The sequence below is a fragment of the Morganella sp. BCCO 40_0007 genome (assembly GCF_032989665.1).
Taxonomy (GTDB): domain Bacteria; phylum Pseudomonadota; class Gammaproteobacteria; order Enterobacterales; family Enterobacteriaceae; genus Morganella; species Morganella sibonii.
This window is the reverse complement of sequence record NZ_JAVBIN010000009.1, coordinates 196,229-217,231: the sequence shown is the minus strand read 5'-3', so window position 1 is coordinate 217,231 and position 21,003 is coordinate 196,229. Positions and strand designations below refer to the sequence as shown.

At 51.8% G+C, this 21,003-nt stretch carries 19 protein-coding genes; 7 read left to right on the top strand and 12 right to left on the bottom strand.

Annotation, left to right across the window (positions count from 1 at the left end; genetic code table 11):
• Window positions 1-297: 297 nt before the first annotated feature.
• A complete protein-coding gene (gene gmhB, locus R5268_RS12810; RefSeq protein ID WP_182106548.1) occupies window positions 298-879 on the bottom strand; it encodes a D-glycero-beta-D-manno-heptose 1,7-bisphosphate 7-phosphatase in 582 nt (193 codons plus the stop codon).
• A gap of 170 nt (window positions 880-1,049) precedes the next feature.
• Here gmhB and metN point away from each other — a divergent pair, with 170 nt between their 5' ends.
• The 6 genes from metN to proS all read left to right on the top strand — a co-directional run bounded on the left by metN (window position 1,050) and on the right by proS (window position 6,737).
• A complete protein-coding gene (gene metN / locus R5268_RS12805) occupies window positions 1,050-2,084 on the top strand; it encodes a methionine ABC transporter ATP-binding protein MetN (protein ID WP_046892800.1) in 1,035 nt (344 codons plus the stop codon).
• Window positions 2,077-2,730, top strand: coding sequence for a methionine ABC transporter permease MetI (locus R5268_RS12800; RefSeq protein ID WP_025153737.1), 654 nt, complete (start codon window positions 2,077-2,079; stop codon window positions 2,728-2,730). The genes metN and R5268_RS12800 overlap by 8 nt, the downstream gene beginning before the upstream one ends.
• 59 nt (window positions 2,731-2,789) lie before the next feature.
• Window positions 2,790-3,605 (top strand): MetQ/NlpA family lipoprotein, encoded by an 816-nt coding sequence (locus R5268_RS12795; protein ID WP_046892799.1) that lies wholly within the window; start codon window positions 2,790-2,792, stop codon window positions 3,603-3,605.
• A gap of 180 nt (window positions 3,606-3,785) precedes the next feature.
• Window positions 3,786-4,196: an Rcs stress response system protein RcsF gene (rcsF, locus tag R5268_RS12790; protein ID WP_052926363.1), complete on the top strand. Its 411-nt coding sequence runs from the start codon at window positions 3,786-3,788 to the stop codon at window positions 4,194-4,196.
• A complete protein-coding gene (gene tsaA, locus R5268_RS12785; RefSeq protein ID WP_182106544.1) occupies window positions 4,189-4,896 on the top strand; it encodes a tRNA (N6-threonylcarbamoyladenosine(37)-N6)-methyltransferase TrmO in 708 nt (235 codons plus the stop codon). Before rcsF ends, tsaA begins: the two co-directional genes overlap by 8 nt.
• A gap of 119 nt (window positions 4,897-5,015) precedes the next feature.
• Window positions 5,016-6,737, top strand: coding sequence for a proline--tRNA ligase (proS, locus tag R5268_RS12780; RefSeq protein WP_317419405.1), 1,722 nt, complete (start codon window positions 5,016-5,018; stop codon window positions 6,735-6,737).
• 73 nt (window positions 6,738-6,810) lie between these two features.
• Here the strand turns inward: proS and nlpE are convergent, their stop codons facing one another.
• Entirely contained in the window at window positions 6,811-7,470 is a 660-nt protein-coding gene (gene nlpE / locus R5268_RS12775; protein ID WP_046892806.1) for an envelope stress response activation lipoprotein NlpE, read from the bottom strand.
• A gap of 268 nt (window positions 7,471-7,738) precedes the next feature.
• Between nlpE and rof the strand changes: the two genes are divergently transcribed.
• A complete protein-coding gene (rof, locus tag R5268_RS12770) occupies window positions 7,739-8,005 on the top strand; it encodes a Rho-binding antiterminator (protein ID WP_046892795.1) in 267 nt (88 codons plus the stop codon).
• Here the strand turns inward: rof and tilS are convergent.
• The 10 genes from tilS to bamA all read right to left on the bottom strand — a co-directional run bounded on the left by tilS (window position 7,983) and on the right by bamA (window position 20,995).
• Complete coding sequence (tilS, locus tag R5268_RS12765) at window positions 7,983-9,368, bottom strand: tRNA lysidine(34) synthetase TilS (RefSeq protein WP_317419406.1); 1,386 nt, start codon at window positions 9,366-9,368, stop codon at window positions 7,983-7,985. The two genes, rof and tilS, sit on opposite strands and share 23 nt — an antisense overlap.
• A gap of 9 nt (window positions 9,369-9,377) precedes the next feature.
• On the bottom strand, window positions 9,378-10,337 hold the full coding sequence (gene accA / locus R5268_RS12760) for an acetyl-CoA carboxylase carboxyl transferase subunit alpha (protein ID WP_182106541.1): 960 nt from the start codon (window positions 10,335-10,337) through the stop codon (window positions 9,378-9,380).
• Between the two features lie 12 nt (window positions 10,338-10,349).
• Window positions 10,350-13,829 (bottom strand): DNA polymerase III subunit alpha, encoded by a 3,480-nt coding sequence (gene dnaE / locus R5268_RS12755; protein ID WP_182106540.1) that lies wholly within the window; start codon window positions 13,827-13,829, stop codon window positions 10,350-10,352.
• A gap of 10 nt (window positions 13,830-13,839) precedes the next feature.
• On the bottom strand, window positions 13,840-14,436 hold the full coding sequence (gene rnhB, locus R5268_RS12750; protein ID WP_054425612.1) for a ribonuclease HII: 597 nt from the start codon (window positions 14,434-14,436) through the stop codon (window positions 13,840-13,842).
• Complete coding sequence (lpxB, locus tag R5268_RS12745; protein WP_317419407.1) at window positions 14,436-15,590, bottom strand: lipid-A-disaccharide synthase; 1,155 nt, start codon at window positions 15,588-15,590, stop codon at window positions 14,436-14,438. The genes rnhB and lpxB overlap by 1 nt, the downstream gene beginning before the upstream one ends.
• 14 nt (window positions 15,591-15,604) lie before the next feature.
• Complete coding sequence (gene lpxA / locus R5268_RS12740; protein ID WP_046892790.1) at window positions 15,605-16,396, bottom strand: acyl-ACP--UDP-N-acetylglucosamine O-acyltransferase; 792 nt, start codon at window positions 16,394-16,396, stop codon at window positions 15,605-15,607.
• Between the two features lie 3 nt (window positions 16,397-16,399).
• Window positions 16,400-16,852 carry a 3-hydroxyacyl-ACP dehydratase FabZ gene (gene fabZ / locus R5268_RS12735; protein ID WP_004237234.1) on the bottom strand — a complete coding sequence of 151 codons (453 nt, stop codon included), beginning with the start codon at window positions 16,850-16,852 and terminating at the stop codon, window positions 16,400-16,402.
• 103 nt (window positions 16,853-16,955) lie between these two features.
• Window positions 16,956-17,984: a UDP-3-O-(3-hydroxymyristoyl)glucosamine N-acyltransferase gene (gene lpxD / locus R5268_RS12730; protein ID WP_182106538.1), complete on the bottom strand. Its 1,029-nt coding sequence runs from the start codon at window positions 17,982-17,984 to the stop codon at window positions 16,956-16,958.
• A 3-nt stretch (window positions 17,985-17,987) separates the two neighbouring features.
• On the bottom strand, window positions 17,988-18,488 hold the full coding sequence (locus R5268_RS12725) for an OmpH family outer membrane protein (RefSeq protein WP_107680631.1): 501 nt from the start codon (window positions 18,486-18,488) through the stop codon (window positions 17,988-17,990).
• Window positions 18,489-18,598: 110 nt separating this feature from the next.
• Window positions 18,599-20,995, bottom strand: coding sequence for an outer membrane protein assembly factor BamA (gene bamA / locus R5268_RS12720; protein WP_107680632.1), 2,397 nt, complete (start codon window positions 20,993-20,995; stop codon window positions 18,599-18,601).
• Window positions 20,996-21,003: the final 8 nt, after the last annotated feature.

Here is a 21,003-nt window from a genome sequence, read left to right as displayed (position 1 = left end):
AAAAATATATTTTTTGTGATATGTCCTGCGAGTGCCCACACAGATTGTCTGATAAATTGTTAAAGAGCAGTTGCAACATTCGCTGCCGTTGCCGGTCTTCTGCGTTGTTGCGAGGCTGCGTATACTACGCTTTCCTCATTCGGTGTCAAGTATTTATTTCAGACTTTTCACCTTGTTATCTCAGCGGACTCAGCGTCCTGTGCCGTGACAACGGATGCGAATTATAGGGAGTTTTCATCTGACCGCAAGGGTTAATTTCAATTTTTTTTCCGTTCGCAGATAAAACACCCAATCAGGTTATTTTTTAGGTGATTTTGCGCTTTTTTGTACGGGTTTCAGCAGTGCAGGCAAATCCGCAATACTGTTAATCACAATATCTGCCGCCGCTTCAGCGTCTTCTGTTACCGGTTTGCCGGTGCGTACCAATACGGTTGTACCCACTTCAGCTGCACGTCCGGCCAGCATATCGTCAAGTTTATCTCCTACCATATAAGAGTTACCCATATCGATCTTCAGGTGTTTCTGCGCATCCAGCAGCATACCCGGTGCCGGTTTGCGGCAGTTACATACCTGACGAAACTCTTCAACAGTGCCTTCAGGATGATGAGGACAATAATAGATACCATCCAGATCAACGCCGCGATCTGCCAGAGACCAGTCCATCCACTCGGTCAGATGCATAAACTGATCTTCGGTAAACATACCGCGGGCGATACCTGACTGATTTGTGACTATGATTAAGGCATAGCCCATCTGTTTGATGGCCTGCATTGCTTCTATCGCGTTTTCGATAAACTGAAAATCATCAATCTCGTGGAGATAGCCGGTGTCTGCGTTAATAGTGCCGTCTCTGTCCAGAAATACTGCGGGGATACCCATGGTTACACTCTTAGTCCGTCATCAATAATGTATTTAGTATCGCTTATTTGATGAGGAATGAGAATGCGGCCTGATAACTAAATCCTGTTGACTTAGCCGTCCAGACATCTTAACATCCGAAAATCATCTGGTGAACAACCAGTTTCACGTAACAAGGTAATAATAATTACATGATAAAGCTGACGAATATAAATAAGGTTTTTCAGCAGGGTCATCGCGAAATACAGGCACTTTCTGATATTAACCTGCACGTCCCGCAAGGGCAGATTTACGGTGTGATCGGTGCTTCCGGCGCCGGAAAAAGTACACTTATCCGCTGTGTGAACATGCTGGAACGGCCGACATCCGGACAAGTACTCGTCGGCGACCGTGATCTCACTAAGATGAACGATAAAGAGTTAACCCGTGCCCGTCGCGGCATCGGTATGATTTTTCAGCATTTTAATCTGTTATCTTCCCGCACCGTGTTCGGGAATATCGCTCTGCCGCTGGAACTTGATCGCGTCCCGGCAGCAGAAATTGAAAAACGGGTTGTGAAACTGCTTGATCTGGTCGGCCTGACCGACAAGCGGGATGCTTACCCGGCGAATCTGTCCGGTGGTCAGAAGCAGCGTGTTGCCATCGCCCGTGCGCTGGCAAACGAACCTGAGGTTCTGTTGTGTGATGAAGCCACCAGCGCACTGGACCCGGCAACCACCCGTTCGATTCTGGAGCTGCTGAAAGATATCAACCGCCGGCTGGAGTTAACTATCCTGCTGATCACCCATGAAATGGATGTGGTAAAACGCATTTGTGACCAGGTGGCGGTTATCAGCGGCGGACAGCTGATTGAACAGAATACAGTGAGTGAAGTGTTCTCTCATCCGAAAACCCCGGTGGCGCAGGCATTTATTGAGTCTACCCTGCACCTGGATGTACCGGAAGATTACCTGGCACGGCTTAAACCGGAACCGGCGGAAGGACTGGGGCCACTGCTGAAACTGGAGTTTGGTGGTCAGTCCGTTGATGCGCCGCTGATCTCGATTGCATCACGCAAGTTCAATATTGATATCAGCATACTGAGCTCTCAGATGGATTATGCTGGCGGTGTGAAATTTGGTGTCATGCTGGCAGAGCTGGACGGCAACAGCCCGCAGGATGTTGAAGCGGCCATTGATTTTCTGAAAGAACACCACGTAAAAACAGAGGTTCTCGGTTATGTCTGAAGGAATGATTTTACTGTTAGTTAAAGGCATCTGGGAAACCCTGGTCATGACATTTGCATCCGGTTTCCTGGGATTTTTAATCGGCCTGCCGGTGGGGGTACTGTTATATATCACCCGTTCGGGTCAGATTGCAGATAATAAAAGCCTGTACCGGATACTGTCCGTACTGGTCAATATTTTCCGTGCGATCCCGTTCATTATCTTACTGGTATGGATGATTCCGTTTACCCGGTTAGTTGTCGGTACATCTATCGGGTTACAAGCGGCGATTGTTCCTCTGACTGTCGGTGCGGCACCGTTTATTGCCCGCATGGTGGAAAACGCCCTGCTGGAGATACCGTCAGGTCTGATCGAAGCATCCCGCTCAATGGGTGCCACACCACTGCAGATTGTCAGCAAGATCCTGCTGCCGGAAGCGTTACCGGGACTGATCAACGCGGCGACCATTACGCTGATCACACTCGTGGGTTACTCTGCGATGGGTGGTGCAGTTGGTGCCGGCGGGTTAGGTCAGATTGGTTATCAGTATGGTTATGTCGGATATAACGCTGTTGTTATGAATACGGTATTGGCATTGCTGGTTGTTTTGGTCTTTATTATTCAGGTATGTGGTGATCGCCTGGTTAAAGCGGTAACCCACAAGTAAAACACTCTCCGCGCCGCACTGACTGCGAACGCGTATTACACAGAACGAGGAAAGAAAAGATGGCTTTTAAATTAAAATCGCTTGTCGTTGCCGGGGCTTTGCTGGGTTCATTAGTACTGGCGGGTTGCGGACAGAATGAAAAAGATCCGAAAAGTGTCAAAGTCGGCGTGATTGTCGGTGCTGAACAGCAGGTGGCAGAAGTGGCGAAGAAAGTTGCCAAAGACAAATACGGCCTGAATGTCGAGCTGGTTACTTTCAATGACTACGTCATGCCGAATGAAGCGCTCAGCCGCGGTGATATCGACCTGAACGCATTCCAGCATAAGCCGTACCTGGATCAGCAGATTAAAGATCGTAACTATAAGTTAACCACTGTGGGTAATACCTTTGTTTATCCGATTGCCGGTTATTCAAAGAAAATCAAATCACTGGATGAATTACAGGACGGTGCACAAATCGCCCTGCCGAATGACCCGACCAACCTCGGCCGTTCACTGCTGTTATTACAGAAGCAGGGATTGATCAAACTGAAAGAAGGCACCGGCCTGCTGCCGACTGTTCTTGATGTGGTTGAAAACCCGAAAGGTCTGAAACTGATTGAGCTGGAAGCCCCGCAGCTGCCGCGTTCACTGGATGATAATAAGATCGACCTGGCCGTGATCAACACGACTTACGCCAGCCAGATCAATTTAACCCCGGCTAAAGACGGCTTATTTGTCGAGGATAAAGATTCACCTTACGTCAACATTATTGTCTCCCGTGAAGATAATAAAGACAGCGAAGCTGTGAAACAATTTGTTCAGGCGTATCAGTCAGATGAAGTCTTTAACGAAGCAGATAAAGTCTTCAACGGCGGTGCGGTGAAAGGCTGGTAAAAGACAGGGGATTCAGAATAACCTCTAAATCCTTTTCTCTTTAATCAAAGAATATTACACTGAGGGTGAACAATTGTTCACCCTTTTTGTTTTGCTATGAACATGAAATGCTCTCTTATAAATAATAATACTTCATCTTCTCTTACTTTTCTGTTTTGTACAGCCAGAGGATTTCTTTCCATGCGAGTGCTTATTATCAGCCTGCTTGCTCTTCTTATGGCGGGATGTTCTTTCCGTCAGAGTCATTCTGAGCAGGAACAAGCGCAATATGCCGATATGCGGCTGAAAAAACCGGCCGGTAAAAAAGCCAAATCAACATCCGCAGCATCACGCGTCAAACTCTATACCCGCCCGGAAGAACTGCTGGGTAAACCTTTCCGTGACCTTGGCGTGGTTTTGGGTCAGAATTGCCCGGAAGCGGCAAAATCTGCACAGTCCGGTATTCCGGCAGCCCGGAAGCAAATGCTGTACCGGGCCGGAAAACTGAAAGCAGATGCCGTGTTACTCCATCAGTGTGCCGTGACACCCGCACAGGGTTGTAAGCAACTGACGGTATGTGAAGGTACTGCGATTAAGGTTGATGATGTCTGAGTTTTCATTTTCCCCCGTGGGTTTTATCCGCTCACCGTGGCAGGAAAAATTTGCGATCCCGCGCCAGCCCGGGCTGGTTGAGGACGGAACAGGGGAGTTGCACTTTGTTGCCCCCTATAATCACGCCGATTGCGTGCGCGGACTGGAACAGTTCAGTCACGTGTGGGTTATCTTTGTCTTCCATGATATTCCGGCAGGCAGCTGGCGTCCGCTCGTACGTCCGCCGCGCCTTGGCGGTAATGCCAAAATGGGCGTATTTGCCACCCGCTCCACTTTCCGCCCGAATCCGGTCGGAATGTCGCTGGTTGAACTGAAAAAAATCTGTTACGACGGCGATACCGCCTACCTTTCTCTCGGTAGTCTGGATCTGCTTAACGGCACACCCGTGCTGGATATCAAACCCTATCTGCCTTATGCTGAATCCGTCCCCGGAGCACTGGCCGGTTTTGCTCAGGAAGAGCCCCCGGCGGATATGCCGGTCGTATTCAGTGCTGCCGCACAGCAATTCATAACGGCTCAGGCCGCACAATATCCTGATCTGGCCCGTTTTATCACTCAGGTACTGGCGCAGGACCCGCGCCCGGCGTATAAAAAACAACAGGCTGACGATAAAATCTATGCCGTCCACCTGCTGGATTTAAATGTCCGCTGGCATATCCGTGATGGCGTAACCGAAGTCATCAGTCTGGAAAAACGCTAAAACGCGATTCCCCTCTTTTGGGGCGCGGCAGTCACTGGTAAACTGTCAGGCTTAATTTCACTTCTGCGCAGAATACCTCTGCGATAAGACATGTTTGTCGTTCTAATGGAACCTAAATAATGCGTACTACCCAATATCTGCTCTCTACTCTGAAAGAGACCCCTGCTGACGCCGAAGTGGTCAGTCATCAGCTGATGCTGCGCGCCGGGATGATCCGTAAACTTGCCTCAGGTCTGTACAACTGGATGCCGACCGGTGTCCGCGTATTACGCAAAGTTGAGAAGATCGTGCGTGAAGAGATGGAAAATGCCGGTTCGCTGGAAATTTCCATGCCGGTCGTTCAGCCCGCAGATTTATGGCTGGAGAGCGGACGCTGGGAACAGTACGGTCCGGAGCTGCTCCGTATCACCGATCGCGGCGATCGCCAGTTTGTACTGGGTCCTACGCATGAAGAAGTGGTCACGGATATCATCCGTAACGAAGTGACATCTTATAAACAGCTGCCGCTGAATGTGTTCCAGATCCAGACTAAATTCCGTGATGAAGTTCGTCCGCGTTTTGGCGTGATGCGCTCCCGTGAATTTATCATGAAAGATGCATACTCTTTCCACCTGACTCAGGACTCACTCCAGGAAACGTACGATACGATGTATCAGGCGTACAGTAAGATCTTCAATCGTATCGGGCTGGATTTCCGTGCGGTAATGGCAGATACCGGCTCTATCGGCGGAAGCGCATCCCACGAATTCCAGGTACTGGCGCAGAGCGGCGAAGATGATGTTATTTTCTCCTCTGAGTCAGATTACGCAGCCAATATTGAGCTGGCAGAAGCGGTCTGCAATATCACTGAGCGCCCTGAGCCGCAGAAAGCGATGGAACTGGTTGATACACCAAACGCGAAAACTATCGCAGAGCTGGTTGAACAGTTTAATCTGCCGGTTGAGAAAACCGTCAAAACCCTGATCGTTCACGGCAGCAAAGAGAGCGGCCACAAACTGGTTGCACTGCTGGTGCGCGGCGATCACGAACTCAACGAAGTGAAAGCGGAAAAACACCCGCTGGTTGCCGCTCCGCTGGAATTTGCGACCGAAGAAGAGATCCGTGCAGCCCTGAATGCCGGTCCGGGTTCACTGGGACCGGTTAATCTGCCGCTGCCGGTGGTTGCTGACCGTACCGTTGCCATGATGAGTGATTTCGGTGCCGGTGCAAATATCGACGGCAAACACTATTTCGGTATCAACTGGGAGCGTGATGCCGCTCTGCCGGAAGTCGCTGATATCCGTAATGTGGTCGCCGGTGACCCGAGCCCGGACGGCAAAGGCACACTGATGATCAAACGCGGGATTGAAGTCGGTCATATCTTCCAGCTCGGTAAAAAATATTCCGAAGCACTGAAAGCGACTGTTCAGAATGAAGCCGGTCACAATGAAGTCGTCTTTATGGGTTGTTACGGCATCGGGGTGACCCGTATTGTCGCAGCAGCGATTGAGCAGAACTTCGATGATCGCGGTATTATCTGGCCGGATGCCATTGCTCCGTTCCAGGTTGCTCTGCTGCCGATGAATATGCACAAGTCTTACCGCGTGAAAGAAGTAGCGGAGAAACTCTACGCAGACCTGACCGCTCAGGGTATTGAAGTGATCTTTGATGACCGTAAAGAGCGTCCGGGTGTGATGTTTGCGGATATGGAACTGATGGGTATCCCGCATACTATCGTTATCGGCGATCGTAACCTCGACAGCGGTGTGGTGGAATACAAATACCGCCGCAGCGAAGATAAATCCCTGATCGCACTGGATAACATTGTCAGTGTGCTGAAAGAGAAAATCATTACTGCCTGATTATCAGCGCGGTGAATGCAAAAAGGCTGAACATTTGTTCAGCCTTTTTTATTTCTGCGGGATTCCGGAGAACTTACTGACAACTGCGTGATTTATCCAGTACAGATTTACCGGTCTGAATCAACGCCTGATCAAACTGACCGTCTTCCATGGACGGACGGATGGTGTAATACCCTTCCACTTCCAGATAGACCGGTTTGCCGCCTTCGACACCCAGCTTACCGTAACCCTGCTCTAAACCAATATTACCCGGCACCGAGTAAACCACGCCGGTCTGACAATCTTTAAAGGTTGCCGCATCGGCCATATAGCGGTATTCGCCTTTCAGCTGTAACGGTTTCACCATTTTCAGGGTGTAGTTCATGTCTGATTTCACCGGATTGCCGTCAATATCCAGCATCACCAGCGATTTATCCTGCGGATCATAATAGGCACGCTGCCCGGCGGTATCGGTCAGACGCAGTTTTTCGCCGTCTTTCGCCCAGGTCCCGGTTTCAAAGAAGGTCTGGTTGCCGTCACGGGTTTGCAGATAAGTGCGCTGCATAACATAAGTGCCGTCACCTTCCAGTAAAACGGTCACATCCATGCCGGAGCAATCCGCACACGGAACCACGCCGTTATACGCACGATCAAGAACATGGACTTCCGGTGCCGGTGGCACAACGACTGTCGAACTACAGGCCGTAATGCTGAAAATACCTGCTGCCAATAAGAGTTTTGTTAGATTTTTCATGTATTCCCCCTGAACATCTGATGAGGTAATGTTAGCAAAAGGATTGTCAGTTTTTGTATATTCATACGTTTTCAGACAATTACGCATTTTTATTTTTAAATTGGCAATGATTTTATCCAAAACAGTGATAAACAGTATGTTTTGCTGATAATAAAATGTAATCAGTAATAGCCAATATGATAACTATGATATAGTCTTCCCGGAGCGATGAGGCTATTTGAATAACCATCCGCGGATGATACCGCGAGCGAAAGTATGGTGAGGGAATATGTCTGCAGAAAATGAATATCAACCAATTAATTGTGATGACTATGACAACCTCGAACTGGCCTGCCAGCATCATATGGTACTGGAAGTGACCTTACAGGGGGGCGATGTTCTGACAGGAAAAGCGACCGATTTGGTACTCCGGAAGAAAGTGGAATACCTTGTTGTCACGATTGACAACGAATTGCGGGAGCTTCGTCTGGACGCCATTGTCAGCTTCAGTCATCCCGACCTGGGAACAGTTGTTATTGATCACTCACCGTCCTGAATAACTCTGCAACCCCGTTCGCGGACGGGGTTGTTTTTTCCTGCATAATCATCAGTTCTGCCTCATCCGCTTCCCCCTCTTTCGTCACAAAGACCCCGACCGCCGCAATCAGCGTATCGTTATACCAGAGCAGCGGTGTACGTTCGCGCAGCCAGGGGGCAACACCGGATTCCTGCCACAGCTTTTTGGCGGAGCGCCCGCGATCACGTCCGCTGATATGATAATGCCCCTGCAAACCGAACCGGACAGTCACCTGCTCATCCGGGCGCGGCGGGCGCACCACAGATACCACATCCTGCGGATTGAGCGTTTCCGTCACCCGCAAAATTCCGGCATCATCCGGCAATGGCAAAGCAGAATGAAGATCCCACGGCAGGCAATATGCGGATAACCCCGCAGTTTTCTCCGTCACATACAGTTTGTTCTGATAGCGGCGGATAGTGACCGGTTTCAGACAGTAACCCGGTTCAGCATCCGGCTTTGCCAGTGCCACTTCCTGCCAGAGCAGCGTCAGCTGGTGTTGTGACGGCATCTGCACACCACAGTGTTTCAGCCAGCGGCGCAGTACCGCGTTACGTTTTGCCGTTCCGGCACTGAGCAGCGGGATAAAAGACAGGCCATTATCAGAACCGGTTAACTGCGTGAGTTCCGGTTGCAGAAGCTCATCCAGCAGGGCTTCCTGTTCGCCGCAAAGCGCAGCACTGCGGGATACCACCTGCGCGAAATGCGGCCAGCGGGCATTCAGTTGCGGTAATACCTCATGACGCAGGAAATTGCGGTCATAGCGGATATCCTGATTGCTGTCATCTTCCACCCGGGAAAGGTGATGATACGCCGCATACTGTTCGAGCTGAGCGCGGCTGAAGGTGAGTAACGGGCGGATCAGCAGATTACGGCCAAATGGCATCTGTTCCGGCATGGCGGACAGACCGGCAGGGCCGCTGCCGCGTTTTAAGGCGAGAAAAAAGGTTTCGCTCTGATCGTCCAGATGCTGGGCTGTCACCAGCACCTCATCCGGGGCGATCACATCACGGAATGCCTGATAGCGGGCATCTCTGGCGGCGGCTTCAATCCCTTTTTTACGGGGGTCCACCTGCACGCGGCACACCTGAAACGGAACAGACAGTGTCCCGCAGAATGTCCGGCAGTGCTCCGCCCAGTCATCCGCCAGCGGGTTTAATCCGTGATGAATGTGGACTGCCCGCAGCCGCAGCGCCGGACGCTCAGCAACCTGCCACTGCCGCAGAGCATGCAGCAGGACAACAGAATCAAGCCCGCCGCTCAGCCCCGCCAGTATTGCCTGCTGAGAGGCAAACACACGGCGGAACACGGCAGACAGTGACTCACAAAAGGCAGTATCCACAACCGGTTATCAGCAGTAGCCGTAGCTCATCAGGCGCTCATAGCGGCGATTCACCAGCGACTCGCTGTCCAGTTTATCCAGCTCAGCCAGATCAGACAGGATCTGCGCTTTCAGGGATGCGGCAATCGCTTCATAATCACGGTGCGCGCCGCCCAGCGGCTCAGGGATCACATTGTCGATCAGTTTCAGTTCTTTCAGACGCGGAGCGGTGATCCCCATTGCTTCTGCCGCGATTGGCGCTTTATCCGCGCTTTTCCACAGAATAGAGGCACAGCCTTCCGGTGAAATCACAGAATATGTGCTGTATTGCAGCATATTCACTTTATCGCCGACCGCAATTGCCAGCGCGCCGCCGGAACCGCCTTCCCCGACAACGGTACAAATTGCCGGTACTTTCAGACGGGACATTTCACGCAGGTTACGGGCGATCGCTTCAGACTGACCGCGCTCTTCCGCACCCACGCCCGGATAAGCACCAGGGGTGTCGATAAAGGTGATCACCGGCAGATTAAAGCGTTCGGCCAGTTCCATCAGACGCAGCGCCTTGCGGTAACCTTCCGGTGCCGGCATGCCGAAGTTACGGCGGATCTTTTCTTTGGTTTCACGGCCTTTCTGATGGCCGATAATCATCACCGGACGACCGTCGAGACGGGCAATCCCGCCGACAATCGCTTTGTCATCCGCATATGCGCGGTCGCCTGCCAGTTCCTGAAAATCGGTAAAGATCAGTTTGACGTAATCCAGGGTATACGGGCGACGCGGATGGCGTGCCAGCTGAGCTATCTGCCATGCACCCAGGTCAGCGAAAATCTTACGTGTCAGTTCCAGACTCTTCGCCCGTAAGCGTTCAACTTCTTCGTCAAGATTGATATCGAGTGATTCATCCTGGCGGCTGACCGCGGTCAGCGAATCAATTTTCGCCTCTAACTCGGCAATCGGCTGTTCAAAATCCAGAAAATTAAGACTCATAATGTTCCTATTTTAGTCAAATTCTAATTCTACCTGCTCATTACCCAGCAGAGTCCGCAGATCTGTCAGAAGGGTATCGGTCGGAGTAACCCGCCAGGTGGCACCGAAACGCATCCGCGCTCTGGCATCGTCCTTCTGGTAATAAAGGTGAACCGGTATTGTCCCGGAGCGGTGCGGTTCAAGTGCACCGCGCAACCGGTGCAGCAGTTGTTCGTCAATTTGCCTGTCCGTAAGCGAGATAGCAAGTCCGCGTGCATATTTTTCGCGTGCTTCGCTGATATCCAGCAGTTCCCTGACCACCATTTTAAGCCCGCCGCTGAAATCATCAAAGCTGACCTGCCCGGAGGCAATCAGAATGCGATCCTGTTCAAGCAGGTGCTGATAACGTTCCAGTGCATCGGAAAATAGCATAATTTCCAGCCGGCCGGAACGATCATCGAGAGTGCAGACACCAATCCGGTTTCCCCGTTTGGTGGTAATCACCTTGGAAGCCAGCACCAGACCAACCACCGTGGTCATCTGACCGCGGGGCGTCGGGTTAACATCTTTCAGGCGCAAGCCATGAGTATAGCGCTCAATTTCTTTCAGATAACGGTTTATCGGGTGTCCGGTAAGATACAACCCGAGTGTTTCCCGCTCTCCTTCGAGGATAATTTCTTCCTGCCATTTCGGAATATTGGCATAAGAACGTTCCACCTGTTCCGGCGCCTCCGCCAGTACCCCGAACATATCCGCCTGACCGGTGGCTTCCGCTTTGGCATGCTGATCCGCTGCTTTCAGCGCATCCTCCAGCGAGGACATCAGCGCGGCACGATGCGGGCCCAGCCGGTCAAACGCGCCGGACATAATGAGTTTTTCCATTACGCGGCGGTTCAGTTTTTTGATGTCAGTGCGGGCACACAAATCAAAGATATCCTTGAAATGTCCGTCTTTACGGGCTTCCAGAATAGCTTCGATAGGCCCTTCGCCGACACCTTTAATCGCGCCGATACCATAGACTATCTCACCTTCATCATTGACATGGAAGTGATACAGTCCGCTGTTGATATCCGGCGGCAATACTTTCAGCCCCATCCGCCAGCATTCATCCACCAGCCCGACAACTTTTTCCGTATTATCCATATCCGCTGTCATTACAGCGGCCATAAATTCAGCCGGATAGTGCGCCTTGAGCCACAGTGTCTGATAGGAAACCAGCGCGTAAGCGGCGGAGTGAGATTTGTTAAACCCGTAACCGGCGAATTTTTCCACCAGGTCAAAGATTTTCATGGACAGCTCGGCATCCACGCCGTTTTTCACCGCGCCCTCTTCAAATACCGAGCGCTGTTTTGCCATCTCTTCCGGCTTTTTCTTACCCATCGCACGACGCAGCATATCCGCGCCGCCCAGCGTATAACCCGCCAGCACCTGGGCAATCTGCATCACCTGTTCCTGATACAGAATAATACCGTACGTCGGTTCCAGTACCGGTTGCAGGGACTCATGCTGCCATTCCACATCCGGGTAAGAGATAGCCTCGCGTCCGTGTTTACGGTCGATAAAGTTATCCACCATGCCCGATTGCAGCGGGCCGGGGCGGAACAGTGCCACCAGGGCTATCATATCTTCAAAGCTGTCCGGACGCAGACGTTTGATCAGATCTTTCATGCCGCGGGATTCAAGCTGGAAAACCGCGGTGGTTTCAGAGCGTTGCAGCATATCAAAGCTTTTCTGGTCATCGAGCGGGATAGCCGCGATATCCACCGGCGGCTTACCTTTTTTCTCGTTGCGCGGGTTAATCATCCCCAGCGCCCAGTCGATAATCGTCAGTGTACGCAGACCGAGGAAGTCGAATTTCACCAGACCGGCATATTCCACGTCGTTTTTATCAAACTGAGTGACCGGGTTATTCCCCTCCGGGTCGCAGTAAAGCGGCGCGAAATCCGTAATTTTTGTCGGCGCGATCACCACACCACCAGCGTGTTTACCGGCGTTACGCGTTACCCCTTCCAGGATACGCGCCATGTCGATCAATGCCCTGACTTCTTCATCGGCTTCATACACTTCGCCGAGCTGCGGCTCTGCCGCAAAAGCTTTTTCCAGTGTCATGCCCGGATCAGGCGGCACCAGTTTGGAAATTCTGTCGACAAACCCGTACGGATGCCCCAGTACACGACCGACATCGCGGATCACCGCTTTGGCGGCCATGGTACCGAAAGTAATAATCTGGGAAACCGCATCACGACCGTACATTTCTGCCACGTGATCGATCACGCGGTCACGTTTTTCCATACAGAAGTCGACGTCGAAGTCAGGCATGGAAACACGTTCCGGGTTCAGGAACCGTTCGAACAGGAGGTCGAACTCCAGCGGGTCCAGATCGGTGATTTTCAGGGAGTACGCCACCAGTGAACCGGCACCGGAACCACGTCCCGGGCCTACCGGCACATTGTTATCCTTCGACCACTGGATAAACTCCATCACGATCAGGAAGTAGCCGGGGAAGCCCATCTGGTTGATCACTTTCAGTTCAATATCCAGACGTTCGTCATATTCCGGGCGGCGCTGCGCGCGCACTTCCGGGTCCGGGAACAGGAACGCCAGGCGCTCCTCCAGCCCCTCTTTCGAGCGTTTGACCAGATAATCTTCCGTGCTCATATCCCCGGTCGGGAACTGCGGCAGGAAATACTCGCCGAGACGGATAGTAACGTTACAACGCTTAGCAATTTCGACGCTGTTCTGCAGTGCTTCCGGGATGTCAGCGAACAACTCGCACATCTCGTCCTCACTGCGCAGATATTGCTGAGGGCTGTAGAGCTTCGGGCGTTTCGGGTCCGCTAATGTATAACCGTCATGAATAGCAACGCGGATTTCATGGGCGTCAAAATCTTCACTGCTGATAAAACGGACATCATTGGTCGCCACCACCGGCAGGGATTTCTCTGTTGCCAATTGTACAGCGGCATGCAGATAGCTTTCCTCATCCTGGCGGCCGGTCCGGATAAGCTCCAGATAGAAGCTGTCCGGGAAATGGGTCTGCCAGAATTCCAGCGCCTGATCCACCAGCACGCTGTTACCGCGCAGCAGGAATTTACCGACATCCCCTTTACGTCCGCCGGAGAGAATAATCAGCCCTTCTTTGTGATTAACCAGCCAGTCGCGCTGAATAGTCGGCCCCTGTGCACCGTAGCCATTCTGGTAGGCTTCAGAGATAAGCAGGGTCAGGTTCTGATAACCGGTGTTATTGCGTGCCAGAATCGTAAGCGAAGCCAGTTCGTCACCCAGCAGTTCGCTTTCCATCAGGAAATCCGCGCCGACAATCGGTTTCACCCCGGCGCCGTGCGCACTGCCGTAAAATTTCACCAGCCCGCACAGGTTGGTAAAATCCGTAATCGCCATCGCCGGCATATTCATCGACGCCACTTTTTTGACCAGCGGCCCGGTTTTCGCCAGCCCGTCGATCATGGAATAGTCGCTGTGAATATTAAGATGAATAAAACGCGGTTCCGCCATTACGCCATCCTCACTGACTGATACCGGCCAGCGCACGGCGGACCGGGCCGAAACTGGTTCGGTGATGCTCTGTCACGCCATACTGCGCCAGCATCTCAAGATGCAGCGCCGTCGGGTAACCTTTGTGTTTTGCAAATCCGTACTGCGGAAATAGTTTATCCAGCTCCGCCATTTCGCGATCCCGCGTGACTTTTGCCAGTATCGATGCCGCGCTGATTTCCGGCACCAGTCCGTCACCTTTGATCACCGCCTGAGCAGGAACGCCGAAATCCGGCGCTTTATTACCATCCACCAGCACAAATCCCGGACGCACCGGTAATCCGGCCACCGCCCGCTGCATGGCCAGGAATGTGGCCTGCAGGATATTGATCTGATCAATTTCAGCAGCTTCCGCACGGCCGATACTCCAGTACAGTGCTTTTTCCTGAATTTCAGCAAACAGCCGCTCACGTTTCTTTTCGGTGAGTTTTTTGGAGTCCGCCAGACCTTCAACCGGGTTTTGCGGATCAAGAATAACGGCGGCGGTCACCACCGCGCCGACCAGCGGCCCGCGGCCGACTTCATCGACACCGGCAATCAGTGCCGCGTCAGGATAAACAAAATCCATTAATTACTCGCTATATCTGATACGGCTTGAGCGGCCTGATTATCCGCATCAAGACGGATTTTCTGATGTAATTCCAGGAAGGTTTCTCTGAGTTTATCCACTGCCTCTCCGCCCTGCAACAGCGGCAGCAGTGCATCTGCCAGCAGATCGCTGCGGCACTCATCCTGTAAAAGTTCCGGTACAATTTCGCGTCCGGCCAGCAGGTTAGGCAGCGACACATACGGAGTTTTGACCAGCCGTTTTGCCAGCCAGAACGTAAATGGCTTCATACGGTAGCCCACCACCATCGGGCATTTCGCCAGCATGCACTCCAGTGCCGCCGTACCTGATGCCAGCAGTGCGGCATCTGAGGCAATCATCGCGTCACGGGCACGGCCGTCAAGCAGATGCACATCCAGTTCCGGTGCAATGTCCTGTTTGATAGCTTCAAATTCGGCACGGCGTTTCGCATTCACCAGCGGCACCACAATCTGTAAATCCGGCAGTGATTGCCGCAGCAGTTGCGCGGTTTTCAGGAAATCACCGCTGAGCATCGAGACTTCCGCATGGCGGCTGCCCGGCAGCATTGCCAGACACGGCGCGGACTGATCCAGCCCCAGAGCATCACGGGCTGCGGCTTTATCCGGCTGTAACGGCAGTGCATCTGCCATGGTATGCCCGATAAAACGGCACGGCACATTGTATTTGTCGTAAAACGCTTTTTCGAACGGCAGGAAAGCCAGCACCAGATTGGTCGCTTTGGCAATCTTAAAGACCCGGTTTTGCCGCCACGCCCAGACAGACGGGCTGACATAGTGGATCGTTTTGATCCCGGAAGATTTTAACCGCCCTTCCAGGGTGATATTAAAATCCGGCGCATCAATGCCGACAAAGACATCCGGTTTGAGTTCACGGAAACGCCGGGTGAGATCACGGCGGATAGAGAGCAGGCGCGGCAGGCGGCCAAGCACCTCCACGATACCCATCACCGCCAGTTCTTCCATTTCATACCAGGTTTCACAGCCTTCCGCCTGCATCAGCGGACCGGCAACCCCTATGAAACGAACATCCGGATATTTTTCTTTCAGTGCACGCATTAACCCTGCACCGAGAATGTCACCGGAGGTTTCTCCGGCGACAATACCTATCGTGAGCGGACGAGGTGATACCGACATGGCAGCCCCCGCAATTACGGACGGATGATCCCGCGTTCAGCGGTATCCAGGAAGTCAGCGAACGCTTTTACGTGGACGTTTTCTTTCGCCAGTTCAGCTAACTGTACTTTGGCTTCTGCCAGCGTCAGATTACTGCGGTACAGAACCTTATACGCATTCTGTAACGCACTGATATCATCTTTATCAAAACCACGGCGTTTAAGGCCGATAGCATTGAGTCCGAAAGCGGTCACATGGTTACCCTGCGCGATTAAGAACGGCGGGATATCCTGTGCCACACCGGAACAGCCGCCGACCATTACGTGGGCACCGATACGGCAGAACTGATGAACAGCCGATAAACCACCCAGGATAACATAGTCATCCAGAGTGACATGACCCGCCAGGGTTCCGTTGTTGGCAATGATACAATGGTTGCCGATCACACAGTCGTGAGCAACATGCGCATTGATCATCAGCAGGTTGTCGTTACCGATACGGGTAACGCCGGTGTCCTGCGCGGTGCCGCGATGAATAGTCACACTTTCGCGGATACGGTTACGATCACCGATTTCGACGCGGGTCGGTTCACCATTGTATTTCAGATCCTGGTTTATCTCACCAATCGAGGCAAACTGGAAAATCTGGTTATCACGACCAATTTTGGTATGACCATTAATCACAACATGGGACTTAATTTCAGTCCCCTCACCGATCTCAACATCCGCACCAATACAGCAGAAAGGACCGATGGTGACATTGGCACCAATAACGGCACCGTCTTCGATAATGGAAGACGGGTGAATCCGGGCGGTTTTATCGATCATTTATTACCCCTCACGGCGGCGTGCACACATCATGGTAGCTTCGCAGGCAACTTCTCCGTCAACTTTCGCAACACCCGTGAAACGGGCAACGCCGCGGCGTTCCTTATGGAAAGTCACTTCGAGGATCATCTGGTCTCCCGGCAGTACCGGGCGTTTAAAGCGACAGTCATCGATGGCGGCAAAATAATACAGTTCACCCGGTTCTAATTTACCCAGGCTTTTGAACGCCAGAATGCCGGTGGCCTGAGCCATCGCTTCCAGAATCAGAACACCCGGAAAAATCGGTTTGCCCGGGAAGTGCCCCTGGAAAAACGGCTCGTTAAACGATACGTTTTTCACGGCACGTAAAAATTTACCTTCTTCAAAATCCAGCACGCGATCCACTAACAAAAACGGATACCGGTGCGGAAGAAGCTCTAAAATTTCATCAATTTTGAGAGTATGGTTGTCACTCATCAGAATACTCTTCCTGTCTCTTTGTCATATGTCTTATTAATAACACGGCCTGCTATACCCGTCACGCGGTTAGCAGGCCGCAAAAATACCGCAAAATGCGTTGTTATTTATCGTCGTTATCCAGCTGCCGCTCGACCGCCTTGAGGCGTTTATTCATTTCGCTGATATTCATCACCAGCGCGGCAGTTTTACGCCATGTTTTGTTTGGCTGTAACGGAATACCGGAGGAGTATACACCCGGTTCGGTGATAGGCCGCATTACCATGCCCATGCCTGTCACAACGACGCGATCGCAGATTTCCATATGACCATTAATGACGCTTGCTCCGCCAATCATACAGTTGCGGCCGATTTTCAGGCTCCCGGCCATAATCACGCCACCGGCTACTGCGGTGTTGTCGCCGATTATGACGTTATGGGCAATCTGGCACTGGTTATCAATGATAACACCGTTACCGATCACCGTGTTTTCTAATGCACCACGGTCGATAGTGGTACAGGAGCCGATTTCAACCCGGTCGCCGATAATGACGGAACCCAGCTGAGGGATTTTTACCCACTGACCGCGATCGTTGGCATATCCGAATCCGTCCGCACCGATAACGGTGTTGGAGTGAACCAGGCAGCCTTCACCCATCACAATCCCGTGGTATACAGTGACATTTGCCCAGATACGGGTTTTGGCACCGATTTTGGTATTCTTGCCGACAAACGAACCTGCGCCGATAATGACATCGTCACCCAGAACAACGCCGGATTCAATCACAGCATTCGCACCGACTGATACATTCACCCCGAGTGAGGCTGACGGATCAATCACCGCAGACGGATGGATACTGTCAGCCGGAGCCGGTGTGGTATCCATAATCTGCGCCATGTGCGCATACGCCAGGTACGGATCTTTGACCACAAGGGCCGCAACCTGACAAAACGGTAAATCGTCTTCACGCAATACCACAGCACCCGCCTGACAACCGGCCAGTTTTTCCCGGTAACGGGCATCAGACAGAAAGGTAATTTGCCCGCTGTTTGCTGAATGCATAGGCGCGATACCGGTGATGACGAGATCGCCATCACCGTGTAACGTTGCATTCAACTGCTGAGCGAGATCAGCTAATCGAATGGAAGACATTAATTATTTAACCTGTTTCAGAACATCAGCAGTGATATCAATGCCGGAAACAGAATATGCAACCGCGTTAGCATCGATCACAACATCATATCCGCCTTTTGAAGCAACAGATTTCACTGCATCTTCAACGCGCTTCATGACTTTGTTACGCTCTTCCATCTGACGACGCTGGAAGTCCTGATCAAATGACTGGGCTTTTTTCGCGAAGTCAGCACGTTTGGTATCGAATTCACCGGCCAGTTTCTGACGCTCGCTGTCTTTCATGGACGCGCCGTCTTTCTGGAGTTTCTGAGCACGGGTCTGCAGATCTTTTTCTAAGCTCTGCAGTTCAGTACCACGGCTTTTGAATTCGTTTTCCAGTTGTTTTGCTGCCGCTTCACGGCCCGGCATTTTCTGGACAACTTCACCGATATTGACAACCGCGATCTTGTCAGCAGCCTGAGCAGCACCGGCAGACATCGCTAATACCATACCTACGCTGGCAGCAGTTAATAACTTTTTCACAATAAAACCCCTTAAACACCATTTACTGGTTGGATATTAAACCCAATGGTAAAGATTCCCTTTGCACACTGAGCGTACTGGTTATTACGTATGGTAACCCTGTACCGCAATTACCAGGTCTTACCGATATTAAACTGGAACTGTTCTGTCCGGTCACCCTGGTAGTCTTTGATTGGCTTCGCATAAGAGAAGACCAATGGTCCGAGCGGAGAAATCCACTGGAACGCGACACCGGCGGAGACACGGATGTTCCCTGCTTTACTGTAATCAGGAATACCATACTTCTGCATGAGCTCAGTATTGTCCCAGTTGGTATCCCACACTGTACCGGCATCCATAAAGAGTGATGTGCGGACAGAATTCGTGTATTTTTCGTCGATAAACGGTGTCGGTGTGATCAGTTCCATACTGGCCACCGCCATTGCGTTACCCCCGATAGCATCACGGGACGGGCTGTCATTGCGTAACTTATCGGATGCTCCGTCATAATAGACCGCTTTCGGACCGATAGTATTGGAACGGAAGCCGCGGACAGTACCGGAACCACCTGCATAGAAGTTCTCATAGAACGGCAGTTCTTTGCCGCCGAGACCATCACCGAAGCCTAAACGACCGCGACCCATCACAACCCAGCTGCCGTTTTCATCAATCGGGTAATAACCGGTGGTATCTGCGATCAGTTTATAGTATTCGTTATCAGAGCCCGGAATCGTGACTTTCGCACTCACGGTGGATTTCACACCGGAGGTCGGGAAGTAACCGCGGTCAAGGTTGTTATAAACCCAGGCGGTTGTAAACGTGAAGTCATCGGCACGGAATTCTGCACGATCTTTATAGTTCGGCTCTTCACCCATTGAGTGCAGATAACGCCACATATTAACCTGCGGTTCCATACGTGACAGCGTGTTATGCACATAACCCAGACCTAAGCGGAAAGAGTTATTTTCGTTGATCGGGAAGCCGAGCGTACCATCCACACCATAGGTTTTGTTGGTGTAACCGGACAAGTCCGCATCATCAGCACGGAAGTCGTTATAGAAGATACGACCACCGAGACTCACACCATCTACGGTGAAGAACGGGTCAGTCAGTGACAGTTCCGCGTAAGTGGAGTAGTCGTTTTTACTGGCGTTAGCACCAACCTGATAACCGGTACCTAACCAGTTATCCTGGGTGACCCCCACCTGGAAGCTGACGCCGCTTTCAGTACCGAAGCCCACACCAAAGTTCAGGGAACCGGTGTTACGCTCTTTGACTTTATAGACAACGTCGACCTGATCCGGCACACCCGGCACACGCTGGGTTTCCACCTCAACGGTTTCAAAGTAACCGGTACGGTTCAGACGTTCTTTACCGGCCTCGACCAGATCGTTACCTAACCATGCCCCTTCCATCTGACGCATTTCACGGCGCAGAACGGAGTCTTTACTCACGTCGTTACCGGCGAAACGGATCTGGCGGACATAGAAACGGTTACCGGCATCCACATTCACATGCAGAACCACGGTTTTGTCGGCTTCATTAATTTCCGGCTGGGTCATGACGCGCGGATATGCGTAACCATAGCGGCCGAGCATATTTTTGACATCATTCTCCATTTTGGTGACCTGCGCACCGTTATAGAGTGAACCCGGCTCAATCGCAGTCAGCTCAGTAATTTCAGCGGAGTGACCTGCGGTTTCACCCGCAACCTGAACACCGGCAATCTGATACTGATCGCCTTCGGTCACGTTGATGGTGATATAGATACCTTTTTTATCCGGCGTCAGGCTGACCTGAGTCGAATCGATATTGAATTTCGCGTAACCGCGATCCAGATAGAAACTGCGCAGGGTTTCGAGATCACCGGCCAGTTTCTGTTTCTGGTATTTCTGGTCAGCCGCCAGGTTCCACCACGGCACATCATCGCGCAGCTGGAAACGGTTAACCAGTTCAGCGGTGGTAAACTGTGTGTTACCAACGATATTGATCTGCTGAATAGTTGCGGAAACCCCTTCCGCAAAGACGAATTTCACGTCAATACGGTTGCGCGGCAGTGGTGTGACAACAGCTTTTACTGTTGCGTTGTATTTACCGACGCTGTGATAGAAGTCTTCCAGTCCCTTTTCAATGTTTGACAGCATCGTCCGGTCAAGGGCTTCCCCGACGCGGATACGGGATGCTTCCAGGTTCTGTTTGAGCATGTCGTCCTTCACGGATTTATTACCCGAGAAGGTGATATTTGCAATGGTCGGACGTTCCTTCACCTGAACCAGCAGTACATTACCATCACGCAGGACGCGGACATCCTCAAAGTTACCGGTCGCGAACAGTGCGCGAATGGTACGTCCGATATCCTCATCGCTTGCCGTGTCACCGACACGGACAGGCATGTTCAGTAATGCAGCACCAACGGCGACGCGCTGAAGACCTTCAAACTGAATGTCCTGAACCACGAATCCGTCTGAACCGTATGCAGTGAAGCTGCCAAGCAGCAGCGACGCTATGAGCAACTTTTTCATCGCCATCGTTGTTA

Coding starts and splice junctions, on each gene's coding strand:
- accA (WP_182106541.1), bottom strand. CDS start 10,337: ATGAGTCTTAATTTTCTGGATTTTGAACAGCCGATTGCCGAGTTAGAG.
- fabZ (WP_004237234.1), bottom strand. CDS start 16,852: ATGAGTGACAACCATACTCTCAAAATTGATGAAATTTTAGAGCTTCTT.
- proS (WP_317419405.1), top strand. CDS start 5,016: ATGCGTACTACCCAATATCTGCTCTCTACTCTGAAAGAGACCCCTGCT.
- rcsF (WP_052926363.1), top strand. CDS start 3,786: ATGCGAGTGCTTATTATCAGCCTGCTTGCTCTTCTTATGGCGGGATGT.
- metN (WP_046892800.1), top strand. CDS start 1,050: ATGATAAAGCTGACGAATATAAATAAGGTTTTTCAGCAGGGTCATCGC.
- lpxB (WP_317419407.1), bottom strand. CDS start 15,590: ATGTCGGTATCACCTCGTCCGCTCACGATAGGTATTGTCGCCGGAGAA.
- rof (WP_046892795.1), top strand. CDS start 7,739: ATGTCTGCAGAAAATGAATATCAACCAATTAATTGTGATGACTATGAC.
- nlpE (WP_046892806.1), bottom strand. CDS start 7,470: ATGAAAAATCTAACAAAACTCTTATTGGCAGCAGGTATTTTCAGCATT.
- bamA (WP_107680632.1), bottom strand. CDS start 20,995: ATGGCGATGAAAAAGTTGCTCATAGCGTCGCTGCTGCTTGGCAGCTTC.
- R5268_RS12795 (WP_046892799.1), top strand. CDS start 2,790: ATGGCTTTTAAATTAAAATCGCTTGTCGTTGCCGGGGCTTTGCTGGGT.
- lpxA (WP_046892790.1), bottom strand. CDS start 16,396: ATGATCGATAAAACCGCCCGGATTCACCCGTCTTCCATTATCGAAGAC.
- R5268_RS12800 (WP_025153737.1), top strand. CDS start 2,077: ATGTCTGAAGGAATGATTTTACTGTTAGTTAAAGGCATCTGGGAAACC.
- dnaE (WP_182106540.1), bottom strand. CDS start 13,829: ATGGCGGAACCGCGTTTTATTCATCTTAATATTCACAGCGACTATTCC.
- gmhB (WP_182106548.1), bottom strand. CDS start 879: ATGGGTATCCCCGCAGTATTTCTGGACAGAGACGGCACTATTAACGCA.
- tsaA (WP_182106544.1), top strand. CDS start 4,189: ATGTCTGAGTTTTCATTTTCCCCCGTGGGTTTTATCCGCTCACCGTGG.
- rnhB (WP_054425612.1), bottom strand. CDS start 14,436: ATGGATTTTGTTTATCCTGACGCGGCACTGATTGCCGGTGTCGATGAA.
- lpxD (WP_182106538.1), bottom strand. CDS start 17,984: ATGTCTTCCATTCGATTAGCTGATCTCGCTCAGCAGTTGAATGCAACG.